19 protein-coding genes are annotated in these 17,021 nt (G+C 72.9%); 4 read left to right on the forward strand and 15 right to left on the reverse strand.

From position 1 onward, the window contains the following. Positions 1-5 precede the first annotated feature (5 nt). The 6 genes from M1E25_RS22550 to M1E25_RS22575 form a co-directional block, all read right to left on the reverse strand. Positions 6-1,232, reverse strand: a complete 1,227-nt coding sequence (locus tag M1E25_RS22550) for an anhydro-N-acetylmuramic acid kinase (RefSeq protein WP_308290467.1) — start codon at positions 1,230-1,232, stop codon at positions 6-8. Beyond that, positions 1,225-2,562 carry an MFS transporter gene (locus M1E25_RS22555; protein ID WP_251418602.1) on the reverse strand — a complete coding sequence of 446 codons (1,338 nt, stop codon included), beginning with the start codon at positions 2,560-2,562 and terminating at the stop codon, positions 1,225-1,227. Before M1E25_RS22555 ends, M1E25_RS22550 begins: the two co-directional genes overlap by 8 nt. Positions 2,563-2,722: 160 nt before the next feature. Continuing rightward, a complete protein-coding gene (locus tag M1E25_RS22560) occupies positions 2,723-2,938 on the reverse strand; it encodes a hypothetical protein (protein WP_251418604.1) in 216 nt (71 codons plus the stop codon). A gap of 171 nt (positions 2,939-3,109) precedes the next feature. Then, positions 3,110-3,337 carry a DUF6296 family protein gene (locus M1E25_RS22565; RefSeq protein WP_251418606.1) on the reverse strand — a complete coding sequence of 76 codons (228 nt, stop codon included), beginning with the start codon at positions 3,335-3,337 and terminating at the stop codon, positions 3,110-3,112. 155 nt (positions 3,338-3,492) lie between these two features. Next, positions 3,493-5,376: a propionyl-CoA synthetase gene (locus tag M1E25_RS22570; protein WP_251418608.1), complete on the reverse strand. Its 1,884-nt coding sequence runs from the start codon at positions 5,374-5,376 to the stop codon at positions 3,493-3,495. Between the two features lie 116 nt (positions 5,377-5,492). Beyond that, a complete protein-coding gene (locus M1E25_RS22575) occupies positions 5,493-5,912 on the reverse strand; it encodes an HIT family protein (RefSeq protein ID WP_251418610.1) in 420 nt (139 codons plus the stop codon). A gap of 167 nt (positions 5,913-6,079) precedes the next feature. On the opposite strand from M1E25_RS22575, the gene M1E25_RS22580 reads away from it, so the two are divergent. Further along, positions 6,080-7,156 (forward strand): PP2C family protein-serine/threonine phosphatase, encoded by a 1,077-nt coding sequence (locus M1E25_RS22580; RefSeq protein ID WP_251418612.1) that lies wholly within the window; start codon positions 6,080-6,082, stop codon positions 7,154-7,156. 116 nt (positions 7,157-7,272) lie between these two features. After that, positions 7,273-8,211: a class I SAM-dependent methyltransferase gene (locus tag M1E25_RS22585; RefSeq protein WP_251418614.1), complete on the forward strand. Its 939-nt coding sequence runs from the start codon at positions 7,273-7,275 to the stop codon at positions 8,209-8,211. Positions 8,212-8,240: 29 nt separating this feature from the next. Here the strand turns inward: M1E25_RS22585 and M1E25_RS22590 are convergent, their stop codons facing one another. The 6 genes from M1E25_RS22590 to M1E25_RS22610 form a co-directional block, all read right to left on the reverse strand. Beyond that, the gene (locus M1E25_RS22590; protein ID WP_251418616.1) at positions 8,241-9,041 is read right to left on the reverse strand and encodes a TylF/MycF/NovP-related O-methyltransferase; all 801 of its coding nucleotides are present in this window, start codon (positions 9,039-9,041) and stop codon (positions 8,241-8,243) included. A 313-nt stretch (positions 9,042-9,354) separates the two neighbouring features. Continuing rightward, complete coding sequence (locus tag M1E25_RS25960; RefSeq protein WP_372501323.1) at positions 9,355-9,621, reverse strand: phosphotransferase; 267 nt, start codon at positions 9,619-9,621, stop codon at positions 9,355-9,357. Further along, entirely contained in the window at positions 9,561-10,151 is a 591-nt protein-coding gene (locus tag M1E25_RS22595) for a phosphotransferase (RefSeq protein WP_372501324.1), read from the reverse strand. Before M1E25_RS22595 ends, M1E25_RS25960 begins: the two co-directional genes overlap by 61 nt. A 173-nt stretch (positions 10,152-10,324) precedes the next feature. After that, positions 10,325-12,655 (reverse strand): FUSC family protein, encoded by a 2,331-nt coding sequence (locus M1E25_RS22600; RefSeq protein WP_251418620.1) that lies wholly within the window; start codon positions 12,653-12,655, stop codon positions 10,325-10,327. A 186-nt stretch (positions 12,656-12,841) separates the two neighbouring features. Continuing rightward, positions 12,842-13,498 carry a CBS domain-containing protein gene (locus M1E25_RS22605; protein WP_251418622.1) on the reverse strand — a complete coding sequence of 219 codons (657 nt, stop codon included), beginning with the start codon at positions 13,496-13,498 and terminating at the stop codon, positions 12,842-12,844. A gap of 274 nt (positions 13,499-13,772) precedes the next feature. Beyond that, the gene (locus M1E25_RS22610) at positions 13,773-14,495 is read right to left on the reverse strand and encodes an IclR family transcriptional regulator (RefSeq protein ID WP_251418624.1); all 723 of its coding nucleotides are present in this window, start codon (positions 14,493-14,495) and stop codon (positions 13,773-13,775) included. On the opposite strand from M1E25_RS22610, the gene M1E25_RS22615 reads away from it, so the two are divergent. Beyond that, positions 14,475-15,029: a thiamine pyrophosphate-dependent enzyme gene (locus tag M1E25_RS22615; RefSeq protein ID WP_251418626.1), complete on the forward strand. Its 555-nt coding sequence runs from the start codon at positions 14,475-14,477 to the stop codon at positions 15,027-15,029. The genes M1E25_RS22610 and M1E25_RS22615 overlap by 21 nt on opposite strands. Before the next feature lie 56 nt (positions 15,030-15,085). Next, a complete protein-coding gene (locus M1E25_RS22620; protein ID WP_251418628.1) occupies positions 15,086-15,427 on the forward strand; it encodes an aldehyde dehydrogenase family protein in 342 nt (113 codons plus the stop codon). Positions 15,428-15,508: 81 nt separating this feature from the next. Here the strand turns inward: M1E25_RS22620 and M1E25_RS22625 are convergent, their stop codons facing one another. From M1E25_RS22625 to M1E25_RS22635, 3 genes are all read right to left on the reverse strand, one after another. Then, entirely contained in the window at positions 15,509-15,856 is a 348-nt protein-coding gene (locus tag M1E25_RS22625) for a gas vesicle protein K (RefSeq protein WP_251418694.1), read from the reverse strand. Between the two features lie 141 nt (positions 15,857-15,997). After that, complete coding sequence (locus M1E25_RS22630; protein WP_251418630.1) at positions 15,998-16,210, reverse strand: gas vesicle protein; 213 nt, start codon at positions 16,208-16,210, stop codon at positions 15,998-16,000. Further along, on the reverse strand, positions 16,200-17,021 hold the full coding sequence (locus tag M1E25_RS22635; protein ID WP_251418632.1) for a GvpL/GvpF family gas vesicle protein: 822 nt from the start codon (positions 17,019-17,021) through the stop codon (positions 16,200-16,202). Before M1E25_RS22635 ends, M1E25_RS22630 begins: the two co-directional genes overlap by 11 nt.

Here is a 17,021-nt window from a genome sequence, read left to right on the forward strand (position 1 = left end):
GCCGGTCACCGCCCGCGGACGACCAGCCGCCGCGGCGGAATCCCGTCCGCCGGGACGGGCGGGCGCAGCGGTGCGGCGCCCGGGGTGAGCGAACCGAGGACGCACGCACGGCTCGCGCCGGTGCACGCCGGCACGGTTCCGGGCAGGCCGTGCAGCGTCAGGAACCCGAGCAGCGCGAAGGCCAGGGATTCCTTCGCGGCGGATGGCAGGCCGAGTTCGTCCGAGGTGCGCACCGGCACGCCGGGGAGCTCGGCGGCGAGCATCCGCATGAGCACCGGGTTGGCCACGCCTCCGCCGGAAGCGATGACCTCGGTGCCTCCGTGCGCCCGGACCGCGTCGGCGACGGTGCGGGCGGTCAGTGCGGTGAGCGTGGCGACGACGTCGTCGGCCGGGACGTCCCCGGTCCTTCCGAGGGCCGCCAGCAGGTAGGGCAGGTGGAACAGTTCCTTGCCGGTGGTCTTGGGGGCGGGGCGGGCGTAGTAGGGGTCGGCCAGCAGGTGCCGGAGCAACGGAGCACGGACGGTTCCGCGGGCTGCCATGGCCCCGTCCCGGTCGAACGGCAGCCTGCCGCCGGTGAAGTGCCGGACCGCGGCGTCGATCAGGGCGTTGGCGGGCCCGGTGTCGAACGCCAGGGGCTCCCCGCAGCTGCCGGCGATCGTGATGTTGCCGATGCCGCCCAGGTTGAGCGCGACCGGTGAACCCGGCCGTCCCTGGAGCCACAGGGTGTCGACGATGCTGACCAGCGGGGCGCCCTGGCCGCCCGCGGCGACGTCCCGGGCACGGAAGTCCGAGACCACCGGGAGGCCGGTGGCCTCGGCGATCCAGGCGGGCTGCCCGATCTGAAGGGTGCCGCGGACCGCTCCCCCGTCGACCCAGTGGAAGACCGTCTGGCCGTGCGAGGCGAGCAGGTCCGCGCGGCCGCCGCAGAGCTTCGCGACCGCTTCCCGGGCGGTGGCGGCAAAGGCCCGGCCGATGCCGGTGTCCAGCCGGCACACGGCCTCCATCGTGGTCGGAGCCGGTGGCAGCGCGGCGGCCAACTCGGCTTGCAGATCGGCCGGATAGGGACGGCTGATCATGCCGAGCGGGGTGAGGACAAGTGTGCCGTCCTCCAGGAAGACGTCCGCGGCAGCCGCGTCGATGGCGTCGTAGGACGTGCCCGACATCAGTCCGACGACTCTGAGGGCGCCGGCCGCGGGACGCTCCGGTGGTGCGGTGGTAGTGGCGTCAGTCACGCAGCTCCCGCCGGTGATCGTCGCCGCGCAGGGCGAGCAGCGCGGGCACGCTGATCACGCAGGTCACGACGACGTAGTAGGCGGGAATGTCGACGTTTCCCGTCCGCTTGATGAACTCGGTGATGATCAGGCCCGCGCAGCCGGAGAAGACGGCGTTGGAGAGCGAATAGGCCAGGCCGAGGCCGGTGCAGCGCACGCGGGTGGGGAACATCTCGGCGAGCATGGCGGGACCGGGACCGGCCATCAGCCCGACCACGGCACCGGCGACGAAGACCATGAACGACTTGGCGGCCGTCGAGGACGAGGTGTCCTGGAGCACCGACAGCAGCGGGAAGGCGAGTACGGCGACCAGCGCGGCACCGGCCGCCATGACGGGCCGTCGCCCGATCCGGTCACTGAGCACACCGGCCGGAACGATCGAGCAGGCGAAGCCCAGGTTGGCCAGCACGGTCGCCACCAGAGCCTGCTGGAACGTGGCGTTGAGCGAGTTCTGCAGATATCCGGGCAGGACCACGAGGAAGGTGTATCCGGCGGCGGACCAGCCCATGAGGCGGGCGATGCCCCAGCCGATGGCCCTGGCGACCTCGCCGGCACGCGGCGGGGCGGCCGGTACCGGCTTCGCGTCCGCGGCGGTACCGGTGCCGCCGGCGTGCGCCCGTTGGAAGGAAGGGGTCTCCTCGAGCTTGAGCCGCAGCCACAGGGCGACCAGGCCGAGCGGGAGGGCGACCAGGAACGGTACCCGCCAGCCCCAGTCGTTCATGGCGCTCTCGCTGACGACGCTCGCCAGCCCGGCGGCGAGTCCGGCACCGGCGAGGAGTCCGAGGGCGACGGTGAAGGACTGCCAGGAACCGTAGAGTCCGCGCTTTCCGGTGGGCGCGAACTCGGTCATCACCGAGACGGCGCCGCCGAACTCACCGCCCGCGGAGAGCCCTTGAACGATCCTGAGACCGGTGAGCAGCCAGGGCGCGGCCGCTCCGATCGTGGCGTACGTCGGCAGGAGCCCGATCGCCGTGGTCGCAGCTGTCATCAGCAGCACGACCAGGATGAGGGTGGGGCGCCTGCCGATCCGGTCGGCGGCGCGGCCGAATATCACCGCGCCCAGCGGCCGGAAGAAGAAGGCGAGCGCGAACGACGCATAGGTCTTGACGAGGCTCTCGGTGTCGCTCGCGCCCGCCAGGCTGAAGAAGTTCGCCGCGATGATCGTGGCGAAGTACCCGTAGACGCCGAACTCGTACCACTCGATGAAGTTGCCGACCGAACCGGCGATCAGCGCCCGTCGGGCCCGCGGCCCCTGGACGACATCGGCACGGTCCGTCGTGGATGCAGTCACCGGGCGCTCCTTCTCGGTCGACGACGCGCGGCATGGCGGATGGCAGAGAGGTCTACACCACTTGGCGGGTGGTGTCCACACTTCTGTGCGAGTACGCGCGCGACGACCGGAGCCGGCGGTCTCCGGAGTCGGCGGTCTCCGGAGTCGGCGGACGGCTGTTTCAGGAACCCGGGACGTGGTCCAGCCGTCCGGCCTTCGCCTCGTCGAGCAGGGAACCGAACTGATCCGCACTCATCTGGATCCGCTGGCCGAAGTCGTCTGTGAGCAGAACCCTTTTGTCGGCGCTGGCCCCGGTGTCGACGAACAGTTGCGGGCAGCCGCAGTTGCAGCTGCCGCAGAAGGTGGCGACGGGTTCGAGCGGGGGTTGTCCGGTCATGGCTTTTCGCCTTTCGCCGCAGAGGGGGCAGGAACTGACGCGCGGTCGCACCGGCGCGTCTTGTCCCTACCCTCACCCGATGTCCGGAAAGCGGAGGAAGGGCGGCGAAGTGCAGGCGCGGATGCACGGCGCCCCGGCGGCGTGCGCCGGTATGCGCCCCGGCGGCTCCGTTCAGGCCAGATGCGTGGCGGTCGGGCGGCGCGGGGACTGGTGCCCGCCACTGGCGAGCATCCGCACCTCGCCGCGCGGGCTGATCTCGGCCCGCAGGATGCCGCTGTCGTCGCAGTAGACCGGATTGCCTCCCGGGCCCGTTGCGTCGGTTCGGTGGACGACGACCTCGTCGGTGCCCGCGTCGAGCGCGTGCGCGAAGGTCAGCCGGTACCGGTCTTCGGCAACCATGACCATCTCCCTGACTCGGGCCCCGACACCGGGACCAATGCACCTATGCCGGACTCCCTCCCATGATGCGCACATCAGGCAATATGTCCACCGCGCTCCGAGGAGCTGCCGCATGCCGGGTCAGGGTCCGTACCGCGCGCTCCGGCGGTCACCGGTCACTGCTGCGCACGGCGCAGCACCGGGTCCAGGGCGTCGAGTACCGCTGGGTCCTCGATGGTGGCGGGCACCGGCTCCCGGCGCCCGTCGGCGATGGCGCGCATGGCCTTGCGGAGAATCTTCCCCGACCGGGTCTTGGGCAGCCCGGGAACCACGTCGACCTGCTTGAACGCGGCCACCGGGCCGATCTGCTCCCGGACCGCCGCGACGAGTTCGGCGCTCAGTTTCCCGGGGTCGGGGTCCACCCCGGACTTCAGCACCACCAGACCGCGCGGCACCTGGCCCTTGAGCGGGTCGTGCACGCCGATCACGGCGCACTCGGCGACCGCGGGATGCGCCGCCAGGACGGCCTCCATCGACCCCGTGGAGAGCCGGTGCCCGGCGACGTTGATCACGTCGTCGGTGCGGCCCATGACGAACAGGTAGCCGTCCTCGTCCAGATAGCCGCCGTCGCCGGTCAGGTAGTAGCCCTCGTGGCGCGACAGGTAGGAGTCGATGTACCGCTCGTCGTCACCCCAGAGGGTGGGGAGGGTGCCCGGGGGCAGGGGCAGCCGGATGCAGATGGCGCCCTCGGTGCCGGCCGGGACCTCGGCGCCCGAGCCGTCCAGGATCCGCACGTCGTAGCCGGGCACCGGGACGGTCGGGGACCCGGGCTTGACCGGCATCGGTTCCAGGCCCTGGGGGTTGGCCGCGACCGGCCAACCCGTCTCGGTCTGCCACCAGTGGTCGACGACGGGGACGCCCAGGGTGGCGCTCGCCCACTGGTACGTCTCGGGGTCCAGCCGTTCACCGGCCAGGAAGAGGGTCCGGAAGGCGGACATGTCGTGGCGGGCAAGGTGCTCGGCCTGTGGGTCCGTCTTCTTGATCGCCCGGAGCGCCGTCGGCGCGGTGAACAGTGCCTTCACCCGGTGTTCCGCGGCGACGCGCCAGAAGGCCCCCGCGTCGGGGGTGCCGACCGGCTTGCCCTCGTAGAGCACGGTGGTCGCGCCGACGAGCAGGGGCGCGTAGACGATGTAGGAGTGGCCGACGACCCAGCCGACGTCGGAGGCGGTCCACCAGACGTCCCCGGGCCCGATCCCGTAGATGTTCGCCATGGACCAGGCGAGGGCGACCGCGTGACCGCCGTTGTCCCGGACAACTCCCTTGGGACGTCCGGTGGTTCCCGAGGTGTAGAGCACGTACAGCGGGTCCGTCGCCAGGACCGGGACGCACGCGGCGGGCTCCGCACCGTCGAGGGCGGTGTCCCAGTCGAGTTCGCCCTCGCGCAGCTCGGCGGGCGCCTGCTCGCGCTGCAGGACGATGACGCTCTCCGGCCGGTGCTCGGCCAGGCGCAGTGCCTCGTCGACGATCGGCTTGTACTCCACGACCCGGTTGGGCTCGATGCCGCACGAGGCGGACACCAGCGCTTTCGGCCGCGCGTCGTCGATCCGGGCCGCCAGCTCCCGGGGGGCGAAGCCGCCGAAGACCACCGAGTGCACGGCCCCCAGCCGGGCGCAGGCCAGCATCGCCACGACCGCCTCGGGGACCATGGGCATGTAAACCACCACCCGGTCGCCCGGGCCGACGCCGCGCGCCCGCAGCGCGCCGGCGAACCGGGCCACCCGGTCGCGCAGCCCGGCGTAGCTGTAGGAGGTCCGCTCGCCGGTGTACGCCGAGTCGTGGACGAGCGCGGTCCGCTCACCGTGCCCCGCGGCGATGTGGCGGTCCAGGGCGTTGTGGCAGGTGTTCAGCCTGCCGTCGGGGAACCAGCGGTACAGCGGCGCCCGGGAGGCGTCCAGGGCACGGACAGGAGGCTGCACCCAGTCGACGGCCTCCGCAGCCTCCAGCCAGAACCCCTCCGGGTCCTCGAGGCTCCTGCGGTACTGCTCCTCGTAGCCTGACACGTCGCTTCTCCCGTCCCTGGTGCGTCCGGAAACCCGCGCGGGGCCGCTCGCTCCGCGCGACGGGACGGGCGGCCGACGTTGATCGTAACGAGGGGCCCCTACCCGGCAGAAGGGCGTCACACCGCGGAGTCGATGGCCCGGCGCAGCCGGGCGGCCACGGACTCGGCGTGCTCCGGAGCGGTGTAGTGCGTGCGCGGCCAGAAGAATCCGCGCAGGCCGTCCTTGCGGTGACGCGGGACGACGTGGACGTGGAAGTGCGGTACGGACTGGCTGATCCGGTTGTTGGCGGCGACGAAGGTGCCGTCCGCGTCCAGGCCGCGCTCGACGGCCCGCGCGACCCGCTGGACCTGGGTGAAGAACGGCCCGACCTCGTCCGGCGGGAGGTCGTCCAGCGTCTCGATGTGCCGCGGCGGGACGACCAGGACATGACCGGGGAACAGCGGCCGGGTGTCCAGGAAGGCCACGGCCGCGTGGTCGCGGAGGACGCTGTTCGCCGGGTGCTCGCCGGCGACGATGGCGCAGAAGGGGCAGGTCACCGAACCAGTCAACACCGGCGCGGCCCGTTGTGCGCAACGCACACCCGCCGGGCCGGGCGTCGGGAGCGCGCGCTGCCCGGCGGCGGCGCCTACGATGAATCCGAGTGCCGGAGCCGCCCCGCACGCCTCCCGCACCGCCCGCCCGAACCGTTGGAGTGGGGGCTGCCGTGTCCGTTCTGCGCCATGGCGCGGTCAGGAGGAGGGCGGCGCAGGCCGGGCAGGACCGATGGCTGCTGGGGTGCCTGGTACTGGCCACCGTCATCGCCGCCGTCGACATCGTGTCCGGCGCACGCATCGTCCTGACAGGCCTGCTGGTCGCCGGTCCGCTGCTGGCCTGCGCGCGCATCGGCCCCGGACGCACCGCGTTCGTGGCCGGCTACACGACCGCGCTGGCGTTGGGGCTCGGTTTCCTCAACACCGGATACGGCGAACCGGACAGCATCATCCGTACGCTCGTGGTGCTGGTGGGCGGCGCTTTCGCCGTCTTCATCGCCTGGCAGCGCACGGTGCGCGAGCGGGCCCTTTCCCGGGTCGCGCTGGTGGCCCAGGAAGCGGTACTGGGCCGGGTTCCGCCGGAGATCGGCGGCGTGCACGTGGCGACCCGTTACCGCTGCGCCACCGACGAGGCACTGATCGGCGGTGACCTGTACTGCGTGGCGAACAGCGCCCACGGGGTGCGCGTCCTGCTCGGGGACGTCCGCGGCAAGGGCCTGACCGCCACGCTCACGGCAGCGGCCGCCATCGGGGCCTTCCGGGACGCCGCCTACACCGAACCGGACCTGCCGTGCGTGGTGCGGCGGCTGGACGCCGACCTGTCCGAGCACCTGGGCCCCGAGGACTTCGTCACCGCGGTCCTCGCCGAGTTCACGCCCGGCGAGGTGCGGTTGGCGAACTGCGGGCACCACCCGCCGGCGCTGCTCGGACGGCGGCTGGAACTGATCTCCCCCGGCGAGCCGTCGCTGCCGCTCGGACTCGGCCCGGCCCCGGTACCGCAGACCGTGCGTCTCGCGCCGGGGGACCGGATGCTCTTCTACACCGACGGTCTCGCCGAGGCGCGTGACCCGGCCGGACGGATGTTCCCCCTGGAGGACGATCTGCGCGCACTGCTGGATCTTCCGTCGCTCGAGTCGGTGCTGGACGACCTCCTCAAGCGCCTGGACGCGCACACTCGCGCGACCACGGAGGACGACGTGGCCCTCGTCCTGTGCGAGCCGGCTCCCCCCGGGGCCGGCTCGCAGCGATGACCCGGGGTGACCGGGGGCCGAGGCGGGAGTGGCCGAGCCGGGATTTCCCCCCGTCGTCGCCTGCCGGTCAGCCGTTGTTGTGCGGCGTCATTCCCCGGCCACTACGAAGGGTCCGTATGAGCGATGCGCACCTCACTTCCCGAGCACCTGCCGTACCGACCGCCCCGGTCCGCCCGCCCGGGTCCTTCCACGACGTGCCCGGCTGGTTCTTCCCGACCGACGTGGTCCTCTTCGACCGGATCCTCGGCGCGCAGGCAGGCGAGCAGCGCCGCGGCGACCTGCTGGAGATGGGCGCCTACCTGGGCAAGAGCGCCATCTTCATGGGCGGCCACCTCGCCCCCGGTGAAAGCTTCACCGTCTGCGACCTCTTCGGGTCCGAAGCCCCGGACGGAGACAACGACTCGGAGGTGCGCGGCTCGTACGCGACGCTCAGCCGACGCGCGTTCGAGACGAACTACCTCGCGTTCCGCGACGAGCTGCCCCGGGTGCTCCAGGCCCCGACCTCGGCCGTGCCCGGCACGGTGGCGGACGGCAGCTGCCGCTTCGTCCACATCGATGCCTCCCACCTGTACGAGCACGTGCGTGCGGACATCGCGGCCGCCCGCAGCGCTCTGCAGCCGGACGGCATCGTGGTCCTCGACGACTACCGGTCCGAGCACACGCCGGGGGTCGCCTGCGCGACCTGGCAGGCCGTGCTCGAGGAGGGGCTGCGGCCGGTCTGCGTCAGCCCCAACAAGTTCTACGGGACCTGGGGCGATCCCGAGCCGCTCCGGGAGAAGCTCGTCGCCGCACTCCGGGGCCGGGACGACTGCGGGCTCTCCACGCAGGATGTGGCCGGGCACCGCCTCGTGATCGTCAACGGCCGGAAGGCACAGCCGCCCCGGCTGCCCGCCTCGCGCCACCGCGGGCCGGACCGGCCGGCAGTGGCACGGCCCCGGTCCGGCAACCGGGGCGGGCTGCGGCGTCTGGCGAAGGACTGGCTGCCGCCGGCCGTCCACCGCAGTCTGGGCAGGGGGCTGCGCGCGGCCCGGCGCAGGCGTTCACTCGCCGGGTGAAACCCCGGTCACGACCGCTGCCGCCACGATCACGGCTTGACGGCGATGCGGCCCTCGTCCATCCGCAGCAGGAGCAGGCGCGCGCCGGTCTTCTCCAGGAACTCGTCCACGGCGTCCCGGGACCCCTGCCACCAGCCGTAGTCGTCGATCAGCAGCACGCCGCCGCTGACCAGACGCGGGTAGAGGTGCTCGAGTTCGTGTCGGGTGGAGGCGTACCAGTCGGTGTCGAGGCGCAGGATCGCGATCTGCTCCGGGGCCTGTTCGGGGACGGTGTCCTCGACCCGGCCCCGGACGTAGTGGATGCGCTCCTCGGGGTAGGGGATCCGCCGGAAGCCGTCCTCGACGTCCTCCAGGGAGGCCACCGCCCAGATGGGGCGGTCCTTGGACTGGCGGGCCAGCAGGTCGGCGGCGGATTCGCCGTCGCGGCGGCGGTCCTTCTCGGTGGGCGGAGGCATCCCCTCGAAGGTGTCGAAGAGATAGAGGTCCCGGCTGGGGTCGCCGGCGGCCAGCAGGGTCCGGGCGACGGCCTGCATGCTGCCGCCGCGCCAGACGCCGCATTCGACGACGGCGCCGGGAATGCCGTGCCCGGCGACGTACCGAGTGGCGAGGATGACCGCGTTGAGCCGTTCGGGGGAGGTCATCGTGTAGGGGCGGACCGCGTGGATGCAGGTGCGCGCCTCGTCGTCGTAGTCGGCGGGCAGGGCGGGGGCCGGGCTCGGCGCGGGGGCCGGCTTCGGCTCGCCCTGCGGGGCGGGGCAGGGCGGCACGCGGCGCAGTTCGTAGCCGGTGAGCCGCCGGAACGATACGTGGGCTTTCCGTCTCCAGGCCATGCCTGAAATCTAAGCCGGGTCGCGGTGGGCCGCTCGGCGACCGCTGCGCACCCCGGACGGTGGACGGAACAGCGTTCCCCGGCGCCTCGTGCCCGTCCGGGCAGCCCGGCGGCATGGTCGCTGGTTCCTGCCGGGCCGGCGGTGCCCGCGGATCGACGGGCAGGGAGGTGGCCCGCGGGTTCCGGACCGCGTGGCCGCGGGTGGCCCCGGGCGCCGTGGAGCTTCGTGCCGGATCACCCGCCGATCACAGGACGGGGGCGGCCAAGACGGGACTGCCGCTGCGGTGCGATCCGGTCGGCGTGTTGCCGCAGACTCAGTCCGACAGCTCCCACAGCAGCCGGTAGTACGCGATGCGTTCCGGGTCCGGTTCGACCCCGTAGGCCTCGAGCAGCGGTTCCTCCCATCCGGGCCCGTAGTTCCACTGCGTGCCCCAGGTGGCGACGGCGAGGTCGGCCCAGCGGTCGGCGACACCCAGGGCGCCGAAGTCGACGTGCCCGCTGCACGAACCGTCGTCGCCGATCAGGGTGTTGGGAGCGCAGGCGTCTCCGTGGCAAACGACGATCCGGTCCGCCGGCGGGATGTCGGCGAGGAGGCCGAGAGCATGCTCGACCGTGCCGACGTGACGGTGGTCGGGGACCAGTCCGCCGGGAGGGTCCGGCCGTCCGCGGCGCGGGCCCGTACGGCCTTCAGGCGCTGCTCTGCGGACCAGTCGAACGGACAGTCCGCGACGGGGAGTCGGGTGTGCAGGGCGCGCAGGCCGGTACCGATGGCGTGGACGGCGGTCGCGGGGTCGCGCTTCCAGTGGTCGTCGACGGCCATGCGTCGTCCGGGGAGGCCGTCCGTGACCATCCAGGACCCCGTGTCGTCCGCGCCCGTGCCGACCACGTTCGGCACCGCGGTGCAGTCCGCCGCCCAGCGCAGGCGTGTCGCCTCGGCGCAGGGGCCGATGCCACTGCCGCGCGGCGTCCACTTCAAGAAATGCGGGGTGTCCCCCGAGCCGACGCGGAAGGTCAGGCCGCCGAGTCCGTTCTTCCACACGGCTTTCACCGGCCGTCCCGACGCGAACTCGCTGACGGCGGGCGGGATGTCGACGGGACCCTGCGGTGCCATGGCGATCACCCCGCTATTCTTCCCGGGCCCGCAGCCGGCCCGTCAAGCGGTTCGTCGTGGCCGCGGACACCGGCTGCACCGACGGGGACGACCGGGTTCCGGCAGAAGTCCGATCAGGCCGGCTTGCGGGCCGCTCCCCGGCCGGTTCGATTGCCGCCCCGCCCGGTGACGTGTCACCGGGCGGGGTCGGCGACCGGACCACCGCGTTCCGCGAGCCGGGACTCCTCCGCATCCGCGGTGGTCGCTCCGAGCGGCCGCGCCAGGCCGAGCACTCCTTCGTCCAGCCGCTGGAGGTGACGCAGCACCCGCAGGGTCACCTTGTCCCCGTCGGTGCGCTCCCCACCGCCCGTGCCGCGTTCCACCTCGGCGGCGGCGCTCAGCAGGGAGGCGATGTTCGGCCCGCTCTCGAGGACGGTGTGTGCGCCGGCCCGGGTCTCGACGTGGTCGGTGAGCGCGCGGAGGTTGGCGTCGATCCGCCGCGCCGCCTTCCGCAGCTGCGGGTCGGCCCCGATCCGCAGGCTGTCCGGGACGAGTTCGGCGGTCGCCGCGAGACTGCGTGCGTGGTAGGCGCAGGTCTCCAGGAGTCCCATGATGTAGCGGGCGTTGCGCCGTCGGGTGCGCAGCGGGCTGACGGGGTGCATGAGCGGCTTGACGGAGGCGCGCAGATCGTCGAGCGCGGTGTCGAGTTCGCGGGCCTTGTCCATGAGGTCGGCGGCGGGGTCACCGCTCAGCTGGGCGATGGCCTGATCGAGCATCGCCCGGAGCCGCCGCAGCACTTCGGCCAGTTGCTCATCGGTGCGATGGCGGGTCCGCACCGGCAGCACCAGGAGGGCGGCGACGATGCCGCAGACCGCGCCCAGGGCCGTCTCCTCGATCCGCAGCACGAGCACCTCCGGACTGAAGCTGTGCAGCAGGGTGTAGAGCAGGCCGATCATCGTGGTGACGAAGAACGCCATCAGGGTGTGGGACACCGGCGCGGTGAAGAACATCGCGAACACGCACAGGACGGCGAGGAGGAGGGCCAGCCAGGGCTGGTCCCCGACGAGGGAGGCGAGCCCGAGCCCTGCGGCCACTCCGACGACGGTGCCGACGAGCCGACGGGATCCCTTGACCAGGATCTCCCCGGTGGACGAGGTGTTGATGAAGACGACCCAGCAGGTGAGAACGGCCCAGTACCAGCGCTGTGGGGAGATCAGTTCGCCTCCGATGATGGCCAGCGCGGAGCCGACGGCCACCTGGAAGGCCGCCCGGGTGGAGGGCCGGTCGAGCCCGGTGGGTTCGACCTCGTCCTCGTCGCTCTCGGGGGCGAGGCTGACGTCCTCCGCCCCGATCTCCTCCCGGGAACGGGCGGTCTCCGGGCTGTCGTCCTCGCTGTCGTCCTCCTCCTCCAGGGCGAGTTGCAGACCGAGGATGGCCCGGGCGACGTCGGCGACACCGCGGAAGGCGTCCTGGAGGCCGGGGACGGCGTCCGGGATCCGGGCGTCGTCGCGGTAGCCGAGGAGCCGGTTGCGGACGGCGGCCAGGCCGGTGCCGGGCCGCTTGGCGTCGATGCGGCTCACCAGCACGCGCAGGGCGCGCAGTTCGGAGTGGAGACGGCGCAGGACGGCCGCGTCGGGCCGTTCGGAGACGGGCCGGGAACCGGCCGCGGGACGGTGGCCGGGCAGGTGCAGGGTGAGTGTGTGGTCGCCGGTGTCCTGGTGCAGGGCCCGCAGCAGGTGGATGCCCAGGCGTTCGGCGGCGAGTTCGGCCTCGGCGACGCGGCGCTGCACCAGGGCGGCGACCCGGGCGTCCTCCGTTCCGGCCTCCAGCCGGTTCTGGATCATCAGGGCGCATTCGTGCAGCCGCGCGGTGTGCCGGTGCAGGCCGACGACCTGCTGCTCGCTCGTCCGGCCCGCGATCTCTGCCTCCACGACGTCGGCGAGGGCGTCGACGACCCGCGCCAGGCGCGCCCGGAAGGCGCCGCGCAGCCGCTTCAGGGTCCGTTCCGGGGTGACCCGGACGATGCCGAAGCGCACCACCGCGCTCGAGGCGAGGGCGATGGCCAGCACGAGGTAGAACCGCGGCAGCGTACCGGCGTCGATGCGCAGGAAGACGGTGACGAAGTAGACCTGGAAGGCGATCCAGCCGAGGCTCGTGCCGCGCTTGCCGATCCGCCGGACGTAGACGGCGAGGAAGATGACGACGACGAAGGCGAGGTCGGAGACGAAACGGAAGGGAAGCAGTCCCGCGGCGAGCGTCACCGAGGCGAGGGCCGCCGGGAGGGCCAGTGCGAGCGTGACCGCCTGGTCCCTGGGCTGCGGTTCGTTGATGGCGAAGGTGGAGACCATGGCGGTCAGCCCCCCGGCGACCATGAGCAGCACGGGGGTGTCCAGGAGGGCGAGGACGCCGAGGGTGAGGACGATCGCCCCGACGGTGGTGCTCGCGGCCAGCAGCCGGATGAGACCGGGGTCGGATGCGGCGAATCGGTCCCACAGATCTGCCCAGGCGTGCCGTACCCGTCCCATGCCGCCGACCGCTCTCCTTCATGTCCGGTGGTGTGCCGGGCCGTTCCGCGACCCGGGCGTCACGATCATCATCCCCCGTTCCGGGCCGCTGCACCGGACCGCACGGGTGTGACCTGCGACAATCCTGACGACAGGACGCTGGTGCGCGCCTCCCCGGTTCCCGGACGCCGGCGGGTGTGCCCGTGATCACCAGGAGGAGGTGCCGCCCGCGGCGTCGAGTCGGTTGTCCACCTCGATCACTCCGTCCACGCTGCGGCACAGCCGTTCCAGGACGGAGGCCAGGCCCGGGCGGGTGACGGTACCGCTGAGGACCACGTGCCCGTGGCCGACCTCGACGCCGATGGCGGAGGGCGGTTCCCCGAGCGTCTGCACCACGACGTCCTCGATGATCTCGCTGCGGATGGACTGGTCACTGCGCAGGAAGACGTGCAGCAGGTCGCTGCGGCTGACCACGCCGATCAGCTCGCCCCCGTCGCCGACCACCGGAAGCCGCTTGACCCGGTGCCGTTCCATGGCTGCGGCAGCTTCGACGACCGTCCAGCCGGGCCGCGCGCACACCGCGGGGGCGGTCATCAGGCCCTCGGCGGTGGTCGCTTCCACCTTGGCCCGTTCGGCCTCACCGGGCTCGGGGTGCAGCAGGGCGGAGTGGGAGGACCCTCCGGAGGTCTTGCGCAGCAGATCGGCCTCGGAGACCACGCCCAGCGGACGGCCCGCGTCGTCCACGACGGGTACGGCCGTGATGTCGAACTCCTCGAGCACGGCCACGATCTCCTTGAAAGTGGTACCGCGTTGCACGCTGACGGCCTTGTCGGTCATGAGGTCCTTGACGGTGCGGTGCGTCACAACGGCCGTCCCTTCGCAGGTGGCGGTCCGGCTCCCGGCGCGCCAGGCAGGAATGCGGCATTACGGGTCGGACAGGTGCGTAGTGCCAGATTAGGTCCTGCCCGGCAAATCCCGCCTGGCCGGGGGCGCCTGGCACGCACATCCGCTGCGTCGCCGAAACCTCCGGGCAGCCCACTACGAGGACGTCTCTCCGCCTTGCTCCCCCAGCCTTCGGCCGGGAGGTGCCCCCGGCACGCCCCGGATGCCCCCCGACCCCGCCTCGCGGCGGACAGCGCTACGTGCCGGACCGGGCCTCGGGCGTGTCCGGTGGTCCTTCTGGGGCCACGGGGTCCGGAAGGCGCGGACCCGGGGGCCGGTGCGCGCGGAGCCGGGCCGAGACGGCCGCCGCGGCGCGGACCAGCAGCGGGGCCACCTCGTCGACACGGGACGGGCCCAGGCGGGTGCTCGGTGCGGACACGGTGACCGCGGCGATGCACGCCCCCGCCCGGTCCCGGACCGGAGCTCCGACCCCGTGGACATCCCCGACACTCTCCTCGAGGTTGAGCGCGTAGCCGCGCTGCCGGCACACGAGCAGATCGGTCAGCAGCGCCTCCACGTCGGGAAGGGTCGCGGCAGTGAGCCGTTCGAGGCCGCGCGGATAGCGCATCCGGACGGCCTCCGGGGGCAGTTCGGCCAGCAGCGCCTTTCCTCCGGCAGTGGCGTACGCCGGCACATGGTCCCCGGTGCGGGGAGCCACGCGCAGGGGGTGCGGCCCGTCGACGCCGTCCAGGAAGAACGAGTCGGGCCCGTCGAGGACGAGCAGATTCGTCGTCTCGCCCGCCGCTTCGCGCAGTTCCTCCAGCCAGACGGCGGCCGACCAGCCGCCGGTGCTCTGCCGGCGTTCTGCGCGGCACTCGCCCTCCGGCTGCCGGACCGCAGCGGCTCCCCTCTGCCGACGGTCACGCGGCGCAACCCGCCGGAGCCTCCCCGGGACGGCATGCCGCTGCGCGCCGCGCACGTGCTGGCCGCGCTCGCCGGACGGCTGCCCGCCGAGTCGGTCGTGGTGGAGGAGACGCCGTCGAGCCGTCCTGACCTGCACGCCCTCGTCCCGGCCCGCCGCCCGCTGGGCTTCCTCAGCGCGGCCATGGGCGGGCTGGGGTTCGCGGTGCCCGCCGCCGTCGGTGTGCGGATGGGCGACCCGGCACGGCCGGTGGTGGCTGTGGTCGGCGACGGCTCGTCGCTGTACCAGATCCAGGCGCTGTGGACGGCCGCGCGCTACGGCGTGGGGACGCTCGTCGTCGTCCTGGCCAACGGCCGGTACGCGGTCATGGACCGTCTCGCGGAACAGCACGGGGGCACGCCGCCGTGGCCGGCCTTCGACGATGTGAGCGTGTCCGGGATCGCCCGGTCGCTCGGCTGTCCCGCGCACCGGGTCACCGACCGGGACGGTCTGCTGAGCTCTCTCGACGACCTGGTGCCCTCCCTCGCCGGACGCACCGGTCCGTACCTGCTGGAGGTGGCTGTCGAACCCGACCCCGCCTTCGCCCCCTGAACGTCCTCGTCCCCCAGCGTTCCCGGCCCTCGGGAGCCCGACTGACGGAGCACACGATGAGCTTCCTCGACCCCCGGATCTGGTCCGGCAGCATCCGCATCGACGGCTGGACCCGCGCCCACGGCGGCGACGCGCCCGTGGTCGAACCCGCCACGGGCGAGACCCTGGAACGCGTGGGGCTGGCCGACGGGCAGGACGTCGCGAAGGCCGCCGCACGGGCGCACGAGGCCGGGCGGGCCTGGGCCCGCACCCCGTACACCGAGCGCGCGGCCGTGCTGCGCCGCGCGGGCGACCTGATGGTGCGGCACGCCGAGGAGATCCAGGACTGGATCGTCCGCGAGGATGCGTTTCCTTCCCGAGCTGAAGCACGGGGTATCCACGCAAGGAGTGTGGGATGAAGGGCCTCGAGCTCGCGAGGCACCGGTGCCCTTCGGCGGCATGGGGGCGTCGGGGACGGGGGCACGCTTCGGCGGTCGCCGTCACATGAGGGAGCCGAGCGGGCCCAGGTCGAGGTTCAGATCGTCGAGGGTCAGACCGTAACGGTCGCAGAGCTCTTCCATGCGGTCCTGGAGCGTCATCAGGGTGAGGCCGATGCGCTCCTCCTGTTCCTCCGTCAGGTCGCCGTGGTCGACTCGGTGCAGTGCGGTGCGCTCCATCAGCTGCCGCAGGAGTTCGACGATGGTGAGCACGAGTTTCATCAGGTCGCGTTCGACGGTGTCCGGGTCCGTCCTGAGCCGCTGCGCGGCGCTCTGCCCCGGACGGGACTCCTCCGGGCCGGCGGGCAGCAGGTCGAAGGCCCGTGCTGCGTTCTCCACGACCTGGTCGATGCCGCGCCGGGCGGCGGCCGGGTCGCCCGGACCGCCGGGTCGCGCCGGGTCGTTGTGGTCGCCGGGCCGCGCCGCAGCGTCGACGGCGGGGTCATGCGGGTCGGTCACAGGAGTTCCCCTCTCGTGCGGTCCGGCTGCCGCTCACCACGGTGAGGGCTGGTCGGGGGTGACGGAGTGGATGACGGCCCGCAGGTTGATGCGGACCAGGTCCACGTCGGCCACCGAGAGCACGACGTCGCCGGTCAGCACGGCCCCGCCGTTGAGCAGCCGGTCCAGCAGGTCGATCAGCGCGATCTGCCGTCCGAGGGGGGCGTCGTCGTTCTGCTGCGGCCACCGGGCGGGGTCAGTGCTCAACGGAGGTCCCGGTCACACTCGCGAAGGAGTACGGAGCCCAGGGTCCGGTCACCTCGACCCGGACGCCGCTCGCCCCTCGAGCCGCCTCCTCGACGGCCGTCCGGAATCCCTCGGTGCGTGAACGATGCACCAGATAGGCGCCGTTGGCGATGTTCTCCCCGGGGCCGGCGGCCAGTTCGCCCTGCTGGGGCCGGTGGGCCACCTGGTCCGCGGCGACGGAGGCGGCGGCTTCGGCGACCCGGGCCGACACCTCCTGGGCGGCGCGGTGGGCGTTCTGCCGGGTGTTGCGCTGTGCGCGGCGCCGCTGGAGATAGGCGCGGCCGGGGCTTTCGGAGCCCCCGGACGGCATCACGGCGGGTCCGGGGTCGGCGCTGACCGCGTCCTCCGGGTCCGCGTACACCTTGACGCCCCACTCGACATGGCCGTCGAGGCGGTCCAGCAGTTCGGTGAATCCGGTCCGGGAGGCGTCGAGCACCCGGCCGGTGCTCGCGTCGTCGAGGTGGACGGTCGCCAGCCGCAGCGGAAGGACGGTGGTGCGGGTTGCGAGCGCGTCGACGACCGCGTGGTGGCCGCGGGCCACCACTTCGAGCCGGGCCAGGTCCTCCAATTGGGCCTTGAGGCCGGCTTCGCCGAAGTCCTGGGCCGGAACGGCGGACACCACGGCCGCGAGGCCACCGGAGACGACCGTGCGAACCGGGTCGCCGTAGAGGCCGGTGAGGTCCGCCACGGCGCTGTCCAGAGCCGCGCCGGGCCGCCCGACGGCGTACACGTAGCTCAGGGTGCCGTCACCGGAGTAGGGCAGCGGGTCCAT

Source organism: Streptomyces meridianus (genome assembly GCF_023703325.1).
Classification (GTDB): domain Bacteria; phylum Actinomycetota; class Actinomycetes; order Streptomycetales; family Streptomycetaceae; genus Streptomyces; species Streptomyces meridianus.

Excerpts from the sequence above, each read along its gene's own strand:
- M1E25_RS22565 (WP_251418606.1), bottom strand. The coding sequence starts at position 3,337 with ATGGTTGCCGAAGACCGGTACCGGCTGACCTTCGCGCACGCGCTCGAC.
- M1E25_RS22560 (WP_251418604.1), bottom strand. The coding sequence starts at position 2,938 with ATGACCGGACAACCCCCGCTCGAACCCGTCGCCACCTTCTGCGGCAGC.
- M1E25_RS22590 (WP_251418616.1), bottom strand. The coding sequence starts at position 9,041 with ATGGCCTGGAGACGGAAAGCCCACGTATCGTTCCGGCGGCTCACCGGC.
- M1E25_RS22595 (WP_372501324.1), bottom strand. The coding sequence starts at position 10,151 with ATGGCACCGCAGGGTCCCGTCGACATCCCGCCCGCCGTCAGCGAGTTC.
- M1E25_RS22635 (WP_251418632.1), bottom strand. The coding sequence starts at position 17,021 with ATGGACCCGCTGCCCTACTCCGGTGACGGCACCCTGAGCTACGTGTAC.
- M1E25_RS22615 (WP_251418626.1), top strand. The coding sequence starts at position 14,475 with ATGCCGCTGCGCGCCGCGCACGTGCTGGCCGCGCTCGCCGGACGGCTG.
- M1E25_RS22620 (WP_251418628.1), top strand. The coding sequence starts at position 15,086 with ATGAGCTTCCTCGACCCCCGGATCTGGTCCGGCAGCATCCGCATCGAC.
- M1E25_RS22600 (WP_251418620.1), bottom strand. The coding sequence starts at position 12,655 with ATGGGACGGGTACGGCACGCCTGGGCAGATCTGTGGGACCGATTCGCC.
- M1E25_RS22585 (WP_251418614.1), top strand. The coding sequence starts at position 7,273 with ATGAGCGATGCGCACCTCACTTCCCGAGCACCTGCCGTACCGACCGCC.